We start from the raw sequence: 17,648 nt of genomic DNA, 5'->3' as shown, positions 1-17,648 counted from the left end.
GCAGATACGGAGGTTGCGTTGTAAAACGCGTCATTTCTGGTGGTTTGTGATGACTAAGTTAAATTTCGGCTGATAAAACGCGGTTGCATTAGGTGGGTAATCGTTTGCGTTGCGATAATTTTTGTATGATGTATTAACAGCCTTAATAAAGCAAAGACGTTATCTCTTTGGTAATCATAAAAAAACGGGAGGGCCATCAGCCGCTCCCGGTTCATGAAACGCGTTTCGCGTCAGGCGCTGATTTCGTAGCAGGGGATGTACGCGGTGCCGGGTAGCTTCATACGGTGCTGCGCGACAAAACCTTGCAGGAGATCGTCCATGCGACGCATCATTTCACTGTCGCCATGGATTTTGTATGGACCAAACTCTTCAATAGCGCGGATGCCCATTTCCTTGACGTTACCCGCCACAATCCCGGAGAAGGCGCGACGCAGGTCTGCCGCCAGCACCTCAACCGGTTGGTCAGGGTACAGCTTCAGGTTGGCCATGTTCTCGTGGGACGGTTCGAACGGCATTTGCAGATCCGGCGTGATACGAATCGACCAGTTGAAGCTGTAGGCATCACCGGTGTCACGACGATTCTCTTTCACCAGCGGCATCGCTTTTTTCATCAGGCGCGCCACTTCAGCCGCGTCATCAATGATAATGCGGTAATGCGCGCGCGCGGCTTCTCCCAACGTATGCACGATGAACTCATCCAGCACACGGAAGTAGTCGGCACTCTCTTTCGGGCCGGTCAGGATGAGTGGCAGAACCTGATCCTTGTTCGCCGGGTTCATCAGGATCCCCAGCAGATACAGCAGCTCTTCTGCCGTTCCCACGCCGCCCGGGAAGATGATAATGCCGTGGGCGATACGCACGAAAGCTTCCAGACGTTTTTCAATGTCCGGCATGATGATCAGTTCGTTAACCAGCGGGTTCGGCGGTTCAGCGGCGATAATCGATGGTTCGGTCATCCCAATAAAACGGCTGTCTTTATAACGCTGCTGAGCATGACCCACCGCCGCGCCTTTCATGGGCGCTTCCATCGCACCGGGTCCGCAGCCGGTGCAGATGTTCAGCTCGCGCAGACCTAACTGCGTCCCGACGCGTCTGGCGTACAGGTATTCGTTTTCATTAATGGAGTGGCCGCCCCAGCAGACAACCATGTTTGGCGCTTCGCCCACGTGCAGCGCTCTGGCATTTCGCAAAATAGAGAACACCAGGTTAGTAATGTGCACGGAGCTTTCGAGATCCAGATGCTGGAAACGGCCCGCGTTATGAATCTGACCATTAACGAACAGAATGTCGCGCAGCACGGCAAACAGGTTTGCCTGCAGCGCACGGATGATACGACCATCGACGAAAGCATCTTCTGGCGGGTTGATCAGTTCCAGCTTCACACCGCGTTCGCGACGCAGCACGTTAATGTCGAAACTTTCAAAGCGGGACAGCAGCTCTTTGCTGTTGTCAGTCAGACTGCCGGAGTTTAAAACGGCAAGCGAACAGTTACGAAACAGTTGATACAGGTCGCTGCTGGCCGTGCGTTTAAGCATATCGACTTCCAGCTGCGACAACATGTCCATTGAGCCAAGCGGGCTAATATGTGTAATCAAGTAAACTCCTTATGGGACGCAAAACGTCATTCCCTGTAGATTACAATAGCCCTGGCTTATGACCTTTCACAACCTTGCGCGTGGAATCGGACACGCAAAATGGTGAAATAATTTACTGTCGAACTAATCTGCCGGTTGCCGGAACGAAGTTGGTGTTGCTCCGCCATGGATTAATATCCAGACCGCCACGGCGCGTATAGCGCGCATAAACGCTCAGTTTCTCAGGCTGGCAGAAGCGTAGCAGATCATTGAAAATGCGTTCCACGCACTGCTCGTGGAACTCATTATGATGGCGAAAAGAAACCAGATAACGGAGCAACTTCTCTCTGTCAATTTTACGTCCGCGATACTGAATTTGTATGGAGCCCCAGTCCGGCTGATGGGTGATCAGGCAGTTTGATTTCAATAGATGGCTTACCAGCGTCTCTTCCACCACTTTTTCCCCACTGGCGGCGGACTGCAGAGGGTCAGTGGTGAACTGGTAGTTATCGATGTCGATGTCTTGAAAATCAATGCAGGCGCCGTGAAAGTGCGCGACAGGTTGTCCTTCCAGTTCGTCGAGACGGTACAACGCTACGGTCACATCCCCTTCGGCACAGGCGCGCAGATCGTTTTCCAGCGTCTGTTGTACCGCTTCCCAGGAGTCAAACCGCGTCTGGTTGAAGCTGTTCAGGTACAGCTTAAAACTCTTGGATTCAATCAAATTAACGCTGGTGTAATCCAGTTCTACATGGCCTACCGCCACCTGCGGTAATCCCCTGGCATTCAGCCATGACAGCTCATACAGCGTCCAGATATCGGCACCGTGAAACGGCAGACTGTCTGCTTTTAGTCCCAGCGGGTCGCGATTCAGACTGCGGGGCACGCCCTGTAGCAGGCTGGGGTCGTAAAGATCCCGGTAATCCGTTGATTTACCGAGCGTCAGGCCGTCAAGAGCCTGATGGTTTTCATAAGAAGACATGTTTCACCGTCATAAACCAGATACACTATGCGACAAGTGTATCCTGGCTTTTATGAAGAGAGAAACCGGTGGACGAACAGACAGCCCTGGCCCTGAAGGACTTTACGACGCGCTACTGCGACGCATGGCACGAAAAACACGCAAGCTGGCCCATGAGTGAAGAACTATATGGCGTGCCTTCGCCGTGCATTATTTCTACCACCCGTGATGCCGTTTACTGGCAACCGCAGCCGTTCGAAGGTGAACAGAATGTAAACGCGGTTGAACGTGCCTTCGATATTGTGATACAACCAGCGCTTCATGCATTTTATACCACGCAGTTTGCCGGGGACATGCGCGCGCAGTTGGCCAGTGAAACGCTGATGCTGTTGCAGACCTGGAGCGCGGATGATTTCAGACGGGTTCAGGAGAACCTGATTGGTCATCTGGTGACGCAGAAACGTTTGAAACTGTCGCCGACCCTCTTTATTGCCACGCTGGACAATGAACTGGAGGTGATTTCACTGTGCAATCTGTCCGGTGAAGTGATCAAAGAAACGCTGGGAACCCGTAATCGTTCCGTTCTGGCGCCTTCTCTTGCGGATTTCCTTACGCGACTTAAGCCTCTTCTGTAATCCATTTACCCCATCAGCGTGTGAGAGATCTCTTACAAGCCCTGTAGGAGATCGCCAGGTGATAAATGAAGACATTGCGAAACAAAAAACGCTAATATTCTAATAAATCATCAAGTTAATCATTTTCTGTCAACTTTCATATGAAATTTTCCTTAAGGCATTGCCTATAAGCACCTTGTAAGACGGCGTGAAAAAGGCGATTCTATCTACGTCGACAGGGAGTCGCACAACGAAGTGAACATCAGGATGATGGCACTTCGGCAGGACACACCAGGACGGTGTTACAGGGAAAGGCTTCAGGATGAAGTGAAGTGGAAAACGCAGGAGCGCGTTAAAGGACACCTCCAGGAAGGAGAACGAGAGCCGGTCAGGATAGTCGGTGGGTCAGGATGGCCAGGATGCTTCAGGATGAAGTAATCACATCGGGGTGGTGTGGTGCAGGATGCAAATGTTCAGGATGAACAACAGGTCGCAAGACCACAGGAAAAGTTGTCACGGATGAGCAGGGAGCACGAAAAGTAGCTGGAATGCTGCGAAACGAACCGGGAGCACTGTTTTTACAGTGCTCCCTTTTTTTTGTTTCTTTTTTTACTGGTGGTATCCTTCGCGCCAGATTTTTCATCATTGAGGTGACTTTCATGACGACTCATGACCGTGTGCGTCAGCAGCTCCATGCACTTGAAGCGTTGCTGCGTGAACATCAACACTGGCGGATGGATGAACCCGAAACCCACCTGTTTACCAGCACCCAACCGTTTTGTATGGATACGATGGAGCCGCTTGAGTGGCTGCAATGGGTTCTGATCCCCCGTATGCATGATCTACTGGACAGCGCGCAACCGCTGCCCGAGGCGTTTGCCGTCACGCCATACTACGAAATGGCGCTGACCGCCGATCATCCGCAGCGTGAAATCCTGCTGGCGGCGTTGCAGGCACTGGATGCGCTTTTCGCGCAAGATAAATCCTGATGCTGGAAATTTTGTATCAGGACGAGTGGCTGGTTGCGGTCAACAAACCATCCGGCTGGCTGGTGCACCGCAGTTGGCTGGATCGCGACGAAAAAGTGGTGGTGATGCAAACCGTGCGTGACCAGATTGGTCAGCATGTGTTTACCGCCCATCGCCTCGACAGACCGACATCCGGTGTGCTGCTGATGGGGTTATCCAGCGAAGCCGGACGCCGTCTCGCGCAGCAGTTTGAGCAACATCAGATGCAAAAACGCTATCACGCTATTGTCCGTGGATGGTTGATGGAGGAGGCGGTACTCGATTATCCGCTGGTGGAAGAACTGGATAAAATCGCCGATAAGTTTGCCCGCGAAAACAAGGACCCGCAGCCTGCCGTGACCCATTACCGCGGTCTCGCTACCGTTGAAATGCCCGTGGCGACCGGACGTTATCCGACGACGCGTTACGGACTGGTGGAACTGGATCCACAAACAGGACGCAAACATCAGCTCAGACGTCATCTGGCGCACCTGCGCCATCCGATTATTGGCGACAGCAAGCATGGCGATTTGCGACAGAACCGCAGCGCGGCGGAATACTTTGGCTGCAACCGGCTGATGCTGCACGCCAGTCAGCTTTCGCTGACGCATCCGTTTACCGGTGAACCGTTGACGATTCATGCGGGGCTGGATACGGTCTGGATGCAGGCATTATCACACTTTGGCTGGCAGGGACTTCTCCCTGAGAATGAAAGGGTTGAGTTAAGTGAGCCAGCAGGTCAGGATGAAGGAATAAGTTCTTCATCCAGGGAGTAATTAAGCATGGCGGAAATTGGGATTTTTGTCGGGACGATGTATGGCAATGCGCTGCTGGTTGCCGAAGAGGCCGAAGCGATCCTGACGGCTCAGGGGCACAAAGCGACCGTTTTTGAAGATCCTGAACTGACGGACTGGCAGGAATATCAGGACAAAATCGTGCTGGTGGTCACCTCCACGACCGGGCAGGGCGACTTACCTGACAGTATTGTGCCGCTGTTTCAGGGGATCAAAGACCAACTGGGTTTTCAGCCCAATCTGCGTTACGGCGTGATTGCGTTGGGTGACAGCAGCTACGTCAATTTCTGCAACGGCGGTAAACAGTTTGACGCCCTGTTGCAGGAACAGAGCGCACAGCGCGTGGGTGAAATGCTGCTGATTGATGCCAGCGAGCACCCGGAGCCTGAAAGCGAATCCAATCCCTGGGTTGAACATTGGGGCACCCTTTTACCCTGAGAGTTAACCCTCCCCCTACCGGGAGGGACTCCTTTGTGACACCAGGCGCGGGAACGACCTGCCTCTAGTCTACCCAATACTGAATCGTGTTAGCCTCAGGCAAACGCCCCTAAAAGCCTTCGTTATTGAAGGGTTTTTAGGGGCGTTTTCATAGGGTCAAGCGACCTGTTTCACACTCCTGCCTTTTCCACGTAAGCCCCGCGCGATTTCCGTTATATGTTTTCATTTCCGTGAAGTCGCTTCCATCACCCTGGGCTTTTGCCATAAACATAAGTGATACGTTGCCTAAATGTTGGGTTCTTGCACGGTGAGCAAGAACCTGGTGCTTTTTATACTTCTCCTGCCAGTAATAAAAAAATGCAGTTAGCAAGGCGAACGACCTAATAAAAGCTGCAAAAAAACACGAAACGTCACCTCTGATCCCCTACCAGTTGTGCTGTTCAGAGTGAGCGTGACTAACGCGAAAATTCAGGAGTGCAACAATGAGTTCATTAAGTCAGGCTGCGAGCAGTGCGGAAAAACGCACAAATGCCCGCTACTGGATAGTGGTGATGTTGTTTATCGTCACCTCCTTCAACTATGGCGACCGCGCCACCTTATCCATTGCCGGTTCGGAGATGGCCAAAGACATTGGTCTGGATCCAGTCGGTATGGGGTACGTTTTCTCTGCGTTCTCATGGGCCTACGTTATCGGGCAGATCCCGGGCGGCTGGCTGCTGGACCGTTTTGGTTCCAAACGTGTTTACTTCTGGTCCATCTTCATCTGGTCCATGTTTACCCTGTTACAGGGCTTCGTCGATATCTTCAGCGGATTCGGCATTATCGTTGCGCTGTTTACCCTGCGCTTCCTCGTCGGTCTGGCGGAAGCACCGTCCTTCCCCGGCAACAGTCGTATTGTCGCGGCCTGGTTCCCGGCGCAGGAGAGGGGAACGGCAGTCGCGATCTTCAACTCTGCACAGTACTTTGCCACCGTTATTTTCGCCCCGATCATGGGCTGGCTGACGCATGAAGTGGGTTGGTCGCACGTGTTCTTCTTTATGGGCGGCCTCGGGATTGTTATCAGCTTTATCTGGCTGAAAGTGATCCACGAACCAAACCAGCATCCGGGCGTGAACAAGAAAGAGCTGGAATATATTGCAGAAGGCGGTGCGCTGATCAACATGGATCAGAAAGACACCAAAGCCAAAGAGCCGTTTAGCGTGAGGTGGGGGCAGATCAAGCAGTTGCTGGGTTCCCGCATGATGATCGGCGTATACATCGGCCAGTACTGCATTAACGCGCTGACTTACTTCTTTATTACCTGGTTCCCGGTTTATCTGGTGCAGGCTCGCGGCATGTCGATCCTGAAAGCGGGCTTCGTGGCCTCGGTTCCGGCCGTGTGCGGATTTGTCGGCGGAGTGCTGGGCGGCATTATCTCCGACTGGCTGATGCGTCGGACCGGCTCGCTGAACATTGCGCGTAAAACGCCTATCGTGATGGGGATGCTGTTGTCGATGGTGATGGTGTTCTGTAACTACGTCAACGTTGAGTGGATGATCATCGGTTTCATGGCGTTGGCGTTCTTTGGCAAGGGCATCGGCGCGCTGGGCTGGGCGGTGATGGCCGATACCGCACCGAAAGAGATCAGCGGCCTGAGTGGCGGTCTGTTCAACATGTTCGGCAACATCTCCGGTATCGTAACGCCCATCGCGATTGGCTATATCGTCGGCACGACAGGCTCCTTTAACGGCGCGCTGATCTATGTGGGCGTGCATGCCCTGGTGGCGGTACTGAGCTATCTGGTGCTGGTGGGGGATATTAAACGTATCGAACTGAAACCTGTCGCAGGACAACTATCATGACGACGCAATCCAGTCCCGTTATCACGGACATGAAGGTCATTCCGGTCGCCGGACATGACAGTATGCTTCTCAACATTGGCGGCGCGCATAATGCGTATTTTACCCGCAATATCGTGGTTCTCACCGATAACGCCGGCAACACCGGCGTAGGTGAAGCACCGGGCGGTGAGGTGATCTACCAGACGCTGGTGGATGCCATTCCGATGGTGCTCGGCCAGGAAGTGGCCCGGCTGAACAATGTGGTTCAGAAGGTACACAAAGGCAATCAGGCGGCTGACTTTGATACCTTCGGCAAAGGCGCATGGACTTTCGAACTGCGCGTAAACGCGGTGGCCGCGCTGGAAGCTGCCCTGCTTGATCTGCTGGGTAAAGCGCTCAACGTGCCGGTCTGCGAACTGTTGGGACCTGGCAAACAGCGCGATGCGGTGACCGTGCTCGGCTATCTCTTCTACGTCGGCGATCGCACCAAAACCGATCTGCCCTATCTGGAGGCCACGCCGGGCAATCACGACTGGTATCACCTGCGCCATCAGGAAGCGTTGAACAGCGACGCCGTGGTGCGCCTGGCGGAAGCTTCGCAGGATCGCTACGGCTTTAAAGATTTCAAACTCAAAGGCGGCGTGCTGCCGGGCGAGCAAGAGATCGACACCGCCCGTGCGCTGAAAAAGCGTTTTCCGGATGCGCGTATCACCGTTGATCCAAACGGAGCCTGGCTGCTTGATGAAGCCATCGCGCTGTGTAAAGGGCTAAATGATGTGCTCACGTATGCAGAAGATCCGTGTGGCGCAGAGCAGGGATTCTCCGGTCGCGAAGTGATGGCGGAATTCCGCCGGGCCACAGGGTTGCCGGTGGCGACGAACATGATCGCCACTAACTGGCGCGAAATGGGCCATGCGGTGATGCTCAATGCCGTCGACATCCCTCTCGCCGATCCGCATTTCTGGACACTTTCCGGTGCGGTGCGAGTAGCACAGTTGTGCGACGACTGGGGGCTGACCTGGGGCTGCCACTCTAACAACCACTTTGATATTTCACTGGCGATGTTTACCCACGTTGGCGCCGCTGCGCCGGGTAAACCGACCGCCATCGACACGCACTGGATCTGGCAGGAGGGCGACTGTCGCCTGACGAAAAATCCTCTTGAGATTAAAAACGGAAAAATTGCCGTTCCCGACGCCCCTGGACTGGGTGTTGAACTGGACTGGGATCAGGTTCAGAAGGCGCATGAAGCCTACAAAAAACTGCCAGGCGGCGCGCGAAATGACGCAGGCCCGATGCAGTACCTGATCCCCGGCTGGACTTTTGACCGTAAACGTCCCGTTTTCGGCCGTCACTGATTTTGTATAAGGACTCAACAATGAACGCACAATTTACCACCCCGGTGGTTACGGCCATGCAGATTATCCCGGTTGCGGGACACGACAGTATGCTGATGAATCTGAGCGGTGCGCACGCGCCATTCTTCACGCGTAATATTGTGATTATCAAAGATAATTCGGGTCATACTGGCGTCGGTGAAATCCCCGGTGGCGAAAAAATCCGTAAGACGCTGGAAGATGCGATCCCGCTGGTGGTGGGTCAACGGCTTGGCGAGTACAAAAACGTGCTGAATGCGGTACGCAATACCTTTGCCGATCGTGACTCAGGCGGTCGCGGCCTGCAAACGTTTGACCTGCGCACCACCATCCACGTCGTCACCGGGATTGAAGCTGCACTGCTGGATCTGTTGGGGCAGCATCTGGGCGTTAACGTGGCTTCGCTGCTGGGCGACGGTCAACAGCGTAGTGAAGTGGAAATGCTCGGCTATCTGTTCTTCGTCGGTAACCGCAACGCCACGCCGCTGCCGTATCAGAGCCAACCGGATGAGAAGTGCGACTGGTATCGTCTGCGTCATGAAGAGGCGATGACGCCCGATGCGGTCGTCCGTCTGGCTGAAGCCGCGTATGAAAAATACGGTTTCAACGACTTTAAACTGAAAGGCGGCGTGCTGGCAGGGGAAGAAGAGGCAGAATCGATTGTGGCGCTGGCAAAACGCTTCCCGCAGGCACGGGTCACGCTGGATCCCAACGGTGCCTGGTCACTGAATGAAGCGATCAAAATCGGTAAGTACCTGAAAGGTTCGCTGGCCTACGCGGAAGATCCGTGCGGTGCTGAGCAGGGTTTCTCAGGCCGCGAGGTGATGGCGGAGTTCCGTCGTGCTACCGGTCTGCCGACGGCCACCAACATGATCGCCACCGACTGGCGTCAGATGGGCCATACGTTGTCATTGCAGTCGGTGGATATTCCGCTGGCTGACCCGCACTTCTGGACGATGCAGGGCTCTGTGCGCGTCGCGCAGATGTGTCATGAGTTCGGTCTGACCTGGGGTTCACACTCCAACAACCACTTTGACGTTTCACTGGCGATGTTCACCCACGTCGCGGCGGCGGCACCGGGCAAGATCACGGCGATCGATACCCACTGGATCTGGCAGGAAGGCAACCAGCGCCTGACCAAAGAGCCGTTTGAAATTAAAGGCGGCATGGTGCAGGTTCCGGCGAAACCGGGTCTGGGTGTTGAGCTGGATATGGACCAGGTGATGAAAGCCCATGAGTTGTATCAGAAGCATGGATTGGGCGCGCGTGATGACGCGATGGGGATGCAGTATCTGATCCCGAACTGGACGTTCGATAACAAACGTCCGTGTATGGTTCGTTAAGATGTACACCGGTCCCAAAAGGACCGGTTATTTTTTATCGGTAAACCGGGTGTATGCTTAGCTGAGTCAACATGCGTAAGGACGGCTTATGAAAATAGTGATCGCACCGGACTCGTATAAGGAAAGTTTGAGTGCTCTTGAGGTGGCGAATGCCATTGAGCAAGGTTTTCGCGAAATCTGGCCTGATGCGGATTACGTAAAACTTCCGGTTGCTGATGGGGGAGAAGGTACGGTCGAAGCCATGGTTGAGGCAACGACGGGACGCATTGTTGAAGTCGATGTTACGGGCCCACTTGGGGAACCGGTCACCGCGTTTTATGGTTTATCCGGTGACGAGCGCACGGCCTTTATTGAGATGGCGGCGGCCAGCGGTCTGGAGCAGGTGCCTGTCGCGTTACGCGATCCATTAAAAACAACCTCCTGGGGAACCGGGGAGTTGATTCGTCATGCGCTGGATGCTGGCGTAGACCATATTATTATCGGACTCGGCGGCAGTGCGACCAACGACGGCGGCGCGGGCATGGTACAGGCGCTGGGGGCAGAATTGCTCGATGCCCGGCACAATGACATTGGTAAGGGCGGTGCGGCGCTCGACGCGCTTGCAAAAATTGATATCAGCCAGTTGGATCCGCGTCTTGCCGCATGCCGTATCGAAGTGGCGTGTGATGTGACCAATCCGTTGATCGGTAAAGAGGGGGCCTCGGCAGTGTTTGGCCCACAGAAAGGGGCAACGGCAGAAACTATCGACCGTCTGGACACGGCACTGGCGCATTATGCGCAGATTATCGCCCGCGATCTGGGGGTGGATGTCCTTGAACTGGCTGGCGGCGGCGCGGCAGGCGGTATGGGGGCGGCGTTGTACGCGTTTTGCGGTGCGCAACTGCGACGTGGAATTGAGATAGTTACCGATGCGCTGCAACTGGATGCATGCGTTGCCGACGCCGATTTGGTCATTACCGGAGAAGGGCGCATCGACAGCCAGACAATCCACGGCAAAGTGCCGGTAGGCGTGGCGAAGGTGGCGAAGCGCTACCACAAACCGGTGATCGGTATTGCCGGTAGCCTGACGGCCGATGTTGGCATCGTCCATGAGCATGGACTTGATGCCGTATTTAGCGTGATTTATACCATCTGTACGCTGGACGACGCGTTAAAAAACGCCGCCGAGAACGTGCGCATGACCGCGCGCAACGTCGCGGCAACACTCAAAATGGGACAGACGCTACGCTGAAGCGAACAGTCGGCCGGATGGCGCGATGCCTGTCCGGCCTTATAACAGCCATTTGCGCGCTTCACGCGCCACGTTATCCATCTCGTCAAGCAGTTCCAGAAACTCGGGTTCCAGATCCTCTTCTGGCGTCCCTTCGCGTAACTGGCTTTCCAGCAACTGACACAGATTCTTCATGCGCGGTACGCCGCTATAGCCGCAACTGCCATGCAGTTTATGAATCAGATCGATTAAGCCTTGCGGGTTTTCTCCCACCAGTTGCTCTTCGATTTTATTACGCACTTCCGGCAGGAAATCGATCAGCATTTGCAGCATATCGCGTGCCAGATCGGGTTTCCCTGCAGCCTGACGCAGCGCCAGTTGCCAGTCCAGCGTGGCATTTGGATTGAAAACGGGTTCAGTCGGTTCTGCGCTAAGCTGGCGTGTCGGGGCGGTAGTGCCAGGTTTATAGCGCTGCAGCAGGTTATACAGTTTCTCTTCTTCGATCGGTTTCGCCAGATAGTCATTCATGCCGGCACTCAGCAATTTCTCTTTCTGACCTGCCATCGCGTGCGCTGTGACGGCGATCACCGGGGTTTGTTGCTGATGCGGGAGCTGGTGGATCAGTTCGCAGGCCCGAATACCATCCATATCCGGCATCTGAATATCCATCAGGATCAGATCAAACTGCATTTGTTTCGCGCGATCGACCGCCTGCTGGCCGCTGTCACACAGCTCAACGTGTTGAACCAGATCGTCCAGCAGTGCGCCGATCAGCTTCAGGTTCGCCGGATTATCATCGACCGCCATGACAGTCATGGCGATTTTGCTTTCGTCTGATGTCAGCAGGCTTTCGTGGGGGTTCTGACGACACAAATCCACCAGTGCTGGCAGCAGACGCGTGGAGGTCAGGGGTTTTAGCAGACAACTGGCCACGCCGTCTTGCTTAAGTTTCTCGGCATTCACCTGAGCGTGGCACGGCAGCGCCAGCATCAGGAACTCGGCCATTTTGGTCGCCTGAATCAGTCGCTCGTGCTGCATCGTCAGCGGCTCTTTGAAGGTGACGGCAACGCCGAGCAGCATAAAGTCGTAATGTTCAACGGCCAGCGCGGAAAACGTTGGGCTGTAGACCACGTCCAGCGGCGTTTCGCTGAGAATATCCAGCGTGCACTGTGCGGCGGCGGCATTCGGCTCGATGTAGGCAATGCGTTTCCCGGCCAGACAGGCGGTGGCCGGGCCGTCGTTGATCACATTTGGATTCAGATCGAGATTGATATGGAACCAGAAGGTTGAGCCGCGATTCGGCTGGCTGTGGAAGGAGATATCGCCCCCCATTTCGTTAACCAGTTTTTGCGTGATCACCAGTCCCAGCCCGGTGCCGCCGTGGCGACGGGAAATGCTGGCATCAGCCTGACGGAAAGCCTGGAACAGGCGCGACTGATCGCGTTCCGGGATGCCGATGCCGGTATCGCGGATCTGTACTTCAATTTGCACTTTGGTGTTACTCAGCGAGCGCTTCTCCACCAGAATATCGATGTTGCCGTTCTCGGTGAATTTGATCGCATTGCCGACCAGATTGGTGATCACCTGTTGTAAACGCAGCGGGTCGCCAATCACGTTATCGGGCACATCATTCTTAATATTGAGCGTCAGCTCCAGCCCTTTGTCGTGCGATGAATGCGCCAGCAGCGTCACCACTTCATCGAGCGTATTGCGAAGTGCAAAAGGAATGCTTTCAAGAATGAGTTTACCGGCTTCCAGTTTTGAGAAATCGAGTACGTCGTTGATGATCGCCAGCAGGTTATTTGCCGATCGCTCGATGGTATTCAGGTGGTCGCGCTGGGTGGTATTCAGCTCGGTTTTCAGCGTCAGGCGCGTAAAGCCGATCACGCCGTTCAGCGGAGTGCGCAGCTCATGGGACATGTTGGCCAGAAACTCAGACTTGATGCGCGCGGCTTCCTGCGCGCGTTTTTTCGCCAGGTCCAGCTCGACGTTCTGGATCTCCATCTGCTCGAGCGTTTCACGCAAATCGGAGGTGGCCTGATCGATATTGTGCTGCATCTCTTCGTGATAAGCGGCGAGCGACATGGCCATCGAGTTAATGCCATTTTTCAGCATATCCAGTTCGCCGAGCATAAAGCCCTCAACGCGACTGTCGAGTTGCCCACGTCGGATGCGGTCAACCGTATTGACCATGTTGCGAATCGGCCCTGTCACGTCGCGCATCAGACGCCAGCCAAAGATCAGCGCAATACCGATACAGAACAGCATCATGACCGTTGAAATGAAGATTTCTTTATACTGTTGCAAGCGAACCGACTTGAGATCGAGCTCAAGCGCCACATATCCCAACATATTGCCCGCGTTTTTCGCGTCAGTGGCCGGAGATTCGTCAAGCGAATAGCTTTCCGAAACGATCGGCGTTCGCAGGATTAAAATATCGCCATGGCGCTCAACGCTCAGTCGGCGCGGGAACGGTGAGCCCGGAGGCAACTGCATGTCCGACGGATTGAGATGGAAATTGGAGGTGACGAAAAGTTTGTTATTTTCGTCATACACCGAAATTGCCCGCACAATGTCAGAATGACGGCGATGCAACACGCTAATGAGTTGGCCAATGGATTCGCGGTTTTGCAGGTTCATGCCATATTCGGTAGAGACCGCGAGGGGCTCAATAATACTGGCGCCGGCATCTTCCAGTTGACGCTGCAAGTCGTGGTAGCGATGCACAACAAAAAAGATACTGAGCAGTAAACCGATGAGAACGGTAGGGGCCAGGATCAGAATCATCATGCGAGCGCGCAGGCTGTAGTTGGTCATGGAGTTCCGTTATGGGACAATTAGGGTCACACTGTTAATTTGAGAATAACCTCGTCGATGGCGCAATTCTACTCTGCAAAACGGCGCGTGACGACGCGCCAGATCATAACCGTTACCGTCAATGACCTCGACTCTTTTGGTCAGGGTGTTGCGCGACACAACGGAAAGACGCTGTTTATCCCCGGATTGCTGCCGCAGGAAAGTGCGGACGTGGCGATGACCGAAGATAAAAAACAGTACGCGAAAGCGCAGGTTAAGCGCCGGTTGAATGATAGCCCGGATCGCGTAACACCGCGCTGTCCGCACTTTGGCATTTGCGGTGGTTGCCAGCAACAGCACGCCAGTATCGAATTGCAACAGCGCAGTAAAAGCGCCGCGCTGTCACGCCTGATGAACCATGATGTCACTGAGGTGATCGCCAATGCGCCGTGGGGCTATCGCCGTCGCGCGCGGTTAAGTCTCCATTATCAACCGAAAACCCAGCAGTTCCGGATGGGGTTTCGCAAGGCGGCGTCCAGCGACATCGTCGATGTCAGACAGTGCCCCATCCTGGTGCCCCAACTTGAAGCATTGCTGCCCGATCTCAGGGCATGCCTCAGCACCCTGCAGGGAATACGCCATCTGGGACACGTTGAACTGGTGCAGGCCGGCAGCGGTACGCTGATGATTCTGCGCCATACCGCGCCATTAAGTCGCGCGGATAACGAAAAACTGGAACGCTTTTCGCATTCAAAGGGTCTGTCTCTGTATCTGGCACCGCAAAGCGAGATACTGGAAACGGTATCTGGTCAGACGCCCTGGTATGAGTCAAACGGACTACGCTTAAACTTTAGTCCGCGTGATTTTATTCAGGTTAATGAAGGGGTGAACCAGAAAATGGTGGCCAGCGCGCTGGCGTGGCTGGACGTACAGCCTGGCGATCGTGTGTTGGATCTCTTCTGCGGGATGGGCAATTTCACGCTCCCGCTGGCGGCACGGGCGGCAAGCGTCGTTGGGGTAGAAGGTGTGCCTGCGCTGGTGGAAAAAGGGCGCGAAAACGCGCTACAAAATGAGTTACACAATGTGACATTCTTTCATGAAAATCTTGAAGAGGATGTTACCCGACAACCGTGGGCCAAAAACGGTTTTGATAAAGTCCTGCTCGACCCTGCGCGCGCAGGGGCTGCAGGCGTGATGCAACATATTATAAAATTGCAGCCTGGCCGCATTGTTTATGTATCCTGTAATCCTGCCACGCTGGCGCGTGATAGTGAGGCGTTATTACGCGCAGGATACCAGATTAAGCGGCTGGCGATGCTCGACATGTTCCCCCACACGGGACACCTGGAATCGATGGTGTTGTTTGAGCATTCATAATGAATCACGACTTGTCGACTTCGACAGGTCACGTCCCTTAAGGAGAGGACAATGGTTGCGGTAAGAAGTGCACATCTAAATAAAGCTGGGGAATTTGACCCGAAAAAATGGATCGAAAGTCTTGGGATCACCAGCCAGCAGTCATGTGAACGCTTAGCCGAAACCTGGGCGTATTGCCTGCAACAGACGCAGGGGCATCCGGATGCGGAACTGCTGCTGTGGCGTGGCGTGGAGATGGTGGAAATCCTCACAACGCTGAGTATGGATATCGACACGCTGCGGGCTGCGCTGCTGTTCCCTCTGGCAGATGCCAATGTCGTTAGCGAAGATACCCTGCAGGAAAGCGTAGGTAAGTCTATCGTCAACCTGATTCACGGTGTGCGTGACATGGCGGCCATTCGCCAACTGAAAGCGACCCATACCGATTCCGTCTCCTCAGAGCAGGTCGATAACGTGCGGCGGATGCTGCTGGCGATGGTCGACGACTTCCGCTGCGTGGTCATTAAACTCGCCGAACGCATTGCCCATCTGCGCGAGGTGAAAGACGCGCCGGAAGATGAACGCGTACTGGCGGCGAAAGAGTGCACCAACATCTATGCCCCGCTGGCGAACCGATTAGGTATCGGCCAGTTGAAGTGGGAACTGGAAGATTATTGCTTCCGCTATCTGCATCCTGCCGAGTACAAACGCATTGCCAAACTGCTGCACGAACGACGTATCGACAGGGAGCACTACATCGAAGAATTTGTCGGTCATCTGCGCTCAGAAATGAAAACGGAAGGCGTGAAGGCGGAAGTGTACGGACGCCCGAAACACATCTACAGCATCTGGCGAAAAATGCAGAAAAAGCATCTGGCGTTTGATGAGCTGTTTGATGTCCGCGCCGTGCGTATCGTTGCTGAACGTTTGCAGGACTGCTACGCCGCGCTGGGGATTGTGCACACCCACTATCGCCATCTGCCGGATGAATTTGACGACTACGTCGCCAACCCGAAACCGAATGGCTACCAGTCGATTCATACCGTGGTATTGGGGCCGGGCGGCAAAACGATTGAAATCCAGATTCGTACCAGACAGATGCACGAGGACGCCGAGTTGGGCGTTGCCGCACACTGGAAATACAAAGAAGGCGCAGTCGCAGGCGGGGTGCGTTCAGGTCATGAGGACCGCATTGCCTGGCTGCGTAAGCTGATCGCCTGGCAGGAAGAGATGGCAGACTCCGGCGAGATGCTTGATGAAGTACGCAGTCAGGTTTTTGACGACCGGGTTTACGTCTTTACGCCGAAAGGCGATGTGGTGGATCTGCCAGCCGGCTCTACGCCGCTCGATTTTGCATATCACATTCACAGTGATGTAGGGCACCGTTGCATTGGGGCGAAAATCGGTGGGCGCATTGTGCCGTTCACCTATCAGTTGCAGATGGGCGATCAGATTGAAATTATCACTCAGAAACAGCCAAACCCCAGCCGTGACTGGCTGAACCCGAATCTGGGCTACGTAACGACCAGTCGCGGGCGCTCGAAAATCCACGCCTGGTTCCGTAAACAGGATCGGGACAAGAATATCCTTGCAGGACGGCAGATTCTGGATGATGAGCTGTCGCATTTGGGGATCAGCCTGAAAGAAGCGGAAAAGCACCTGCTGCCGCGCTACAACTTTAACGAACTGGAGGAGTTGCTGGCGGCGATTGGTGGCGGAGATATCCGTCTGAATCAGATGGTGAATTTCCTGCAATCGCAGTTCAACAAACCGAGCGCAGCCGAAGAAGATGCCGCTGCGCTGAAGCAGCTTCAGCAGAAAACGCATACCCCACAGAACCGACGTAAAGATGATGGTCGCGTGGTTGTGGAAGGGGTCGGCAACCTGATGCATCACATTGCTCGCTGCTGCCAGCCGATTCCGGGCGATGAGATTGTCGGGTTTATCACCCAGGGGCGTGGGATTTCTGTCCATCGCGCGGACTGTGAGCAGTTGGTCGAGCTGCGAGCGCATGCGCCGGAGCGCCTTGTAGAGGCCGTCTGGGGCGAAAGCTACTCGGCGGGATACTCGCTGGTGGTGCGTGTACAGGCCAACGATCGCAGCGGCTTACTGCGTGATATCACGACGATTCTGGCGAACGAGAAGGTCAACGTGCTTGGCGTCGCCAGCCGTAGCGATACCAAACAGCAGCTTGCCACCATCGACATGACGATTGAAATCTATAACCTGCAGGTACTGGGACGTGTGCTCAGCAAGCTGAATCAGGTACCCGATGTGATTGACGCGCGTCGCTTGCACGGCAATTAATTATTTGTAGGCCGGATAAGGCGTTAGCCGTCATCCGGCAATATCACAATGC

General features: G+C 54.6%; 14 protein-coding genes. 10 read left to right on the top strand and 4 right to left on the bottom strand.

What is annotated here, in order from left to right:
- Window positions 1–230 precede the first annotated feature (230 nt).
- Both ppnN and queF read right to left on the bottom strand, forming a co-directional pair.
- The gene (ppnN, locus tag F384_RS15145; RefSeq protein ID WP_046486534.1) at window positions 231–1,595 is read right to left on the bottom strand and encodes a nucleotide 5'-monophosphate nucleosidase PpnN; all 1,365 of its coding nucleotides are present in this window, start codon (window positions 1,593–1,595) and stop codon (window positions 231–233) included.
- Between the two features lie 112 nt (window positions 1,596–1,707).
- Complete coding sequence (queF, locus tag F384_RS15140; protein ID WP_046486533.1) at window positions 1,708–2,556, bottom strand: NADPH-dependent 7-cyano-7-deazaguanine reductase QueF; 849 nt, start codon at window positions 2,554–2,556, stop codon at window positions 1,708–1,710.
- Between the two features lie 68 nt (window positions 2,557–2,624).
- Here queF and syd point away from each other — a divergent pair, with 68 nt between their 5' ends.
- Window positions 2,625–3,170, top strand: coding sequence for a SecY-interacting protein (gene syd, locus F384_RS15135; protein WP_046486532.1), 546 nt, complete (start codon window positions 2,625–2,627; stop codon window positions 3,168–3,170).
- Window positions 3,171–3,573: 403 nt separating this feature from the next.
- Here syd and F384_RS29945 read toward each other — a convergent pair whose 3' ends face one another.
- A complete protein-coding gene (locus F384_RS29945; protein WP_155404009.1) occupies window positions 3,574–3,810 on the bottom strand; it encodes a hypothetical protein in 237 nt (78 codons plus the stop codon).
- On the opposite strand from F384_RS29945, the gene F384_RS15130 reads away from it, so the two are divergent.
- From F384_RS15130 to F384_RS15100, 7 genes are all read left to right on the top strand, one after another.
- Window positions 3,809–4,138: a YqcC family protein gene (locus F384_RS15130; protein WP_046498210.1), complete on the top strand. Its 330-nt coding sequence runs from the start codon at window positions 3,809–3,811 to the stop codon at window positions 4,136–4,138. The genes F384_RS29945 and F384_RS15130 overlap by 2 nt on opposite strands.
- On the top strand, window positions 4,138–4,932 hold the full coding sequence (truC, locus tag F384_RS15125; protein WP_046486531.1) for a tRNA pseudouridine(65) synthase TruC: 795 nt from the start codon (window positions 4,138–4,140) through the stop codon (window positions 4,930–4,932). Before F384_RS15130 ends, truC begins: the two co-directional genes overlap by 1 nt.
- Window positions 4,933–4,938: 6 nt before the next feature.
- Complete coding sequence (locus F384_RS15120; protein ID WP_046486530.1) at window positions 4,939–5,388, top strand: flavodoxin; 450 nt, start codon at window positions 4,939–4,941, stop codon at window positions 5,386–5,388.
- A gap of 482 nt (window positions 5,389–5,870) precedes the next feature.
- Window positions 5,871–7,229: a galactarate/glucarate/glycerate transporter GudP gene (gene gudP / locus F384_RS15115; protein WP_046486529.1), complete on the top strand. Its 1,359-nt coding sequence runs from the start codon at window positions 5,871–5,873 to the stop codon at window positions 7,227–7,229.
- Window positions 7,226–8,566 (top strand): enolase C-terminal domain-like protein, encoded by a 1,341-nt coding sequence (locus tag F384_RS15110; RefSeq protein ID WP_046486528.1) that lies wholly within the window; start codon window positions 7,226–7,228, stop codon window positions 8,564–8,566. The genes gudP and F384_RS15110 overlap by 4 nt, the downstream gene beginning before the upstream one ends.
- A 20-nt stretch (window positions 8,567–8,586) precedes the next feature.
- A complete protein-coding gene (gudD, locus tag F384_RS15105) occupies window positions 8,587–9,927 on the top strand; it encodes a glucarate dehydratase (protein ID WP_046486527.1) in 1,341 nt (446 codons plus the stop codon).
- An 88-nt stretch (window positions 9,928–10,015) separates the two neighbouring features.
- The gene (locus F384_RS15100; RefSeq protein ID WP_046486526.1) at window positions 10,016–11,158 is read left to right on the top strand and encodes a glycerate kinase; all 1,143 of its coding nucleotides are present in this window, start codon (window positions 10,016–10,018) and stop codon (window positions 11,156–11,158) included.
- A 39-nt stretch (window positions 11,159–11,197) separates the two neighbouring features.
- Here the strand turns inward: F384_RS15100 and barA are convergent, their stop codons facing one another.
- Window positions 11,198–13,954: a two-component sensor histidine kinase BarA gene (barA, locus tag F384_RS15095; RefSeq protein WP_046486525.1), complete on the bottom strand. Its 2,757-nt coding sequence runs from the start codon at window positions 13,952–13,954 to the stop codon at window positions 11,198–11,200.
- Window positions 13,955–14,011: 57 nt separating this feature from the next.
- Between barA and rlmD the strand changes: the two genes are divergently transcribed.
- Entirely contained in the window at window positions 14,012–15,310 is a 1,299-nt protein-coding gene (gene rlmD, locus F384_RS15090) for a 23S rRNA (uracil(1939)-C(5))-methyltransferase RlmD (RefSeq protein WP_046486524.1), read from the top strand.
- A gap of 51 nt (window positions 15,311–15,361) precedes the next feature.
- A complete protein-coding gene (gene relA / locus F384_RS15085) occupies window positions 15,362–17,596 on the top strand; it encodes a GTP diphosphokinase (protein WP_046486523.1) in 2,235 nt (744 codons plus the stop codon).
- The last annotated feature ends 52 nt before the right edge of the window (window positions 17,597–17,648 follow it).

This window comes from Citrobacter amalonaticus Y19, assembly GCF_000981805.1.
In the GTDB taxonomy this organism is placed as follows: Bacteria; Pseudomonadota; Gammaproteobacteria; order Enterobacterales; family Enterobacteriaceae; genus Citrobacter_A; species Citrobacter_A amalonaticus_C.
Note: the sequence above shows the minus strand (reverse complement) of the source record. Positions and strands in the feature narration are given on the sequence as shown.

Excerpts from the sequence above, each read along its gene's own strand:
- rlmD (WP_046486524.1), top strand. The coding sequence starts at position 14,012 with ATGGCGCAATTCTACTCTGCAAAACGGCGCGTGACGACGCGCCAGATC.
- F384_RS15130 (WP_046498210.1), top strand. The coding sequence starts at position 3,809 with ATGACGACTCATGACCGTGTGCGTCAGCAGCTCCATGCACTTGAAGCG.
- F384_RS15100 (WP_046486526.1), top strand. The coding sequence starts at position 10,016 with ATGAAAATAGTGATCGCACCGGACTCGTATAAGGAAAGTTTGAGTGCT.
- barA (WP_046486525.1), bottom strand. The coding sequence starts at position 13,954 with ATGACCAACTACAGCCTGCGCGCTCGCATGATGATTCTGATCCTGGCC.
- gudP (WP_046486529.1), top strand. The coding sequence starts at position 5,871 with ATGAGTTCATTAAGTCAGGCTGCGAGCAGTGCGGAAAAACGCACAAAT.
- queF (WP_046486533.1), bottom strand. The coding sequence starts at position 2,556 with ATGTCTTCTTATGAAAACCATCAGGCTCTTGACGGCCTGACGCTCGGT.
- truC (WP_046486531.1), top strand. The coding sequence starts at position 4,138 with ATGCTGGAAATTTTGTATCAGGACGAGTGGCTGGTTGCGGTCAACAAA.
- relA (WP_046486523.1), top strand. The coding sequence starts at position 15,362 with ATGGTTGCGGTAAGAAGTGCACATCTAAATAAAGCTGGGGAATTTGAC.
- gudD (WP_046486527.1), top strand. The coding sequence starts at position 8,587 with ATGAACGCACAATTTACCACCCCGGTGGTTACGGCCATGCAGATTATC.
- F384_RS29945 (WP_155404009.1), bottom strand. The coding sequence starts at position 3,810 with ATGAAAGTCACCTCAATGATGAAAAATCTGGCGCGAAGGATACCACCA.
- F384_RS15120 (WP_046486530.1), top strand. The coding sequence starts at position 4,939 with ATGGCGGAAATTGGGATTTTTGTCGGGACGATGTATGGCAATGCGCTG.
- F384_RS15110 (WP_046486528.1), top strand. The coding sequence starts at position 7,226 with ATGACGACGCAATCCAGTCCCGTTATCACGGACATGAAGGTCATTCCG.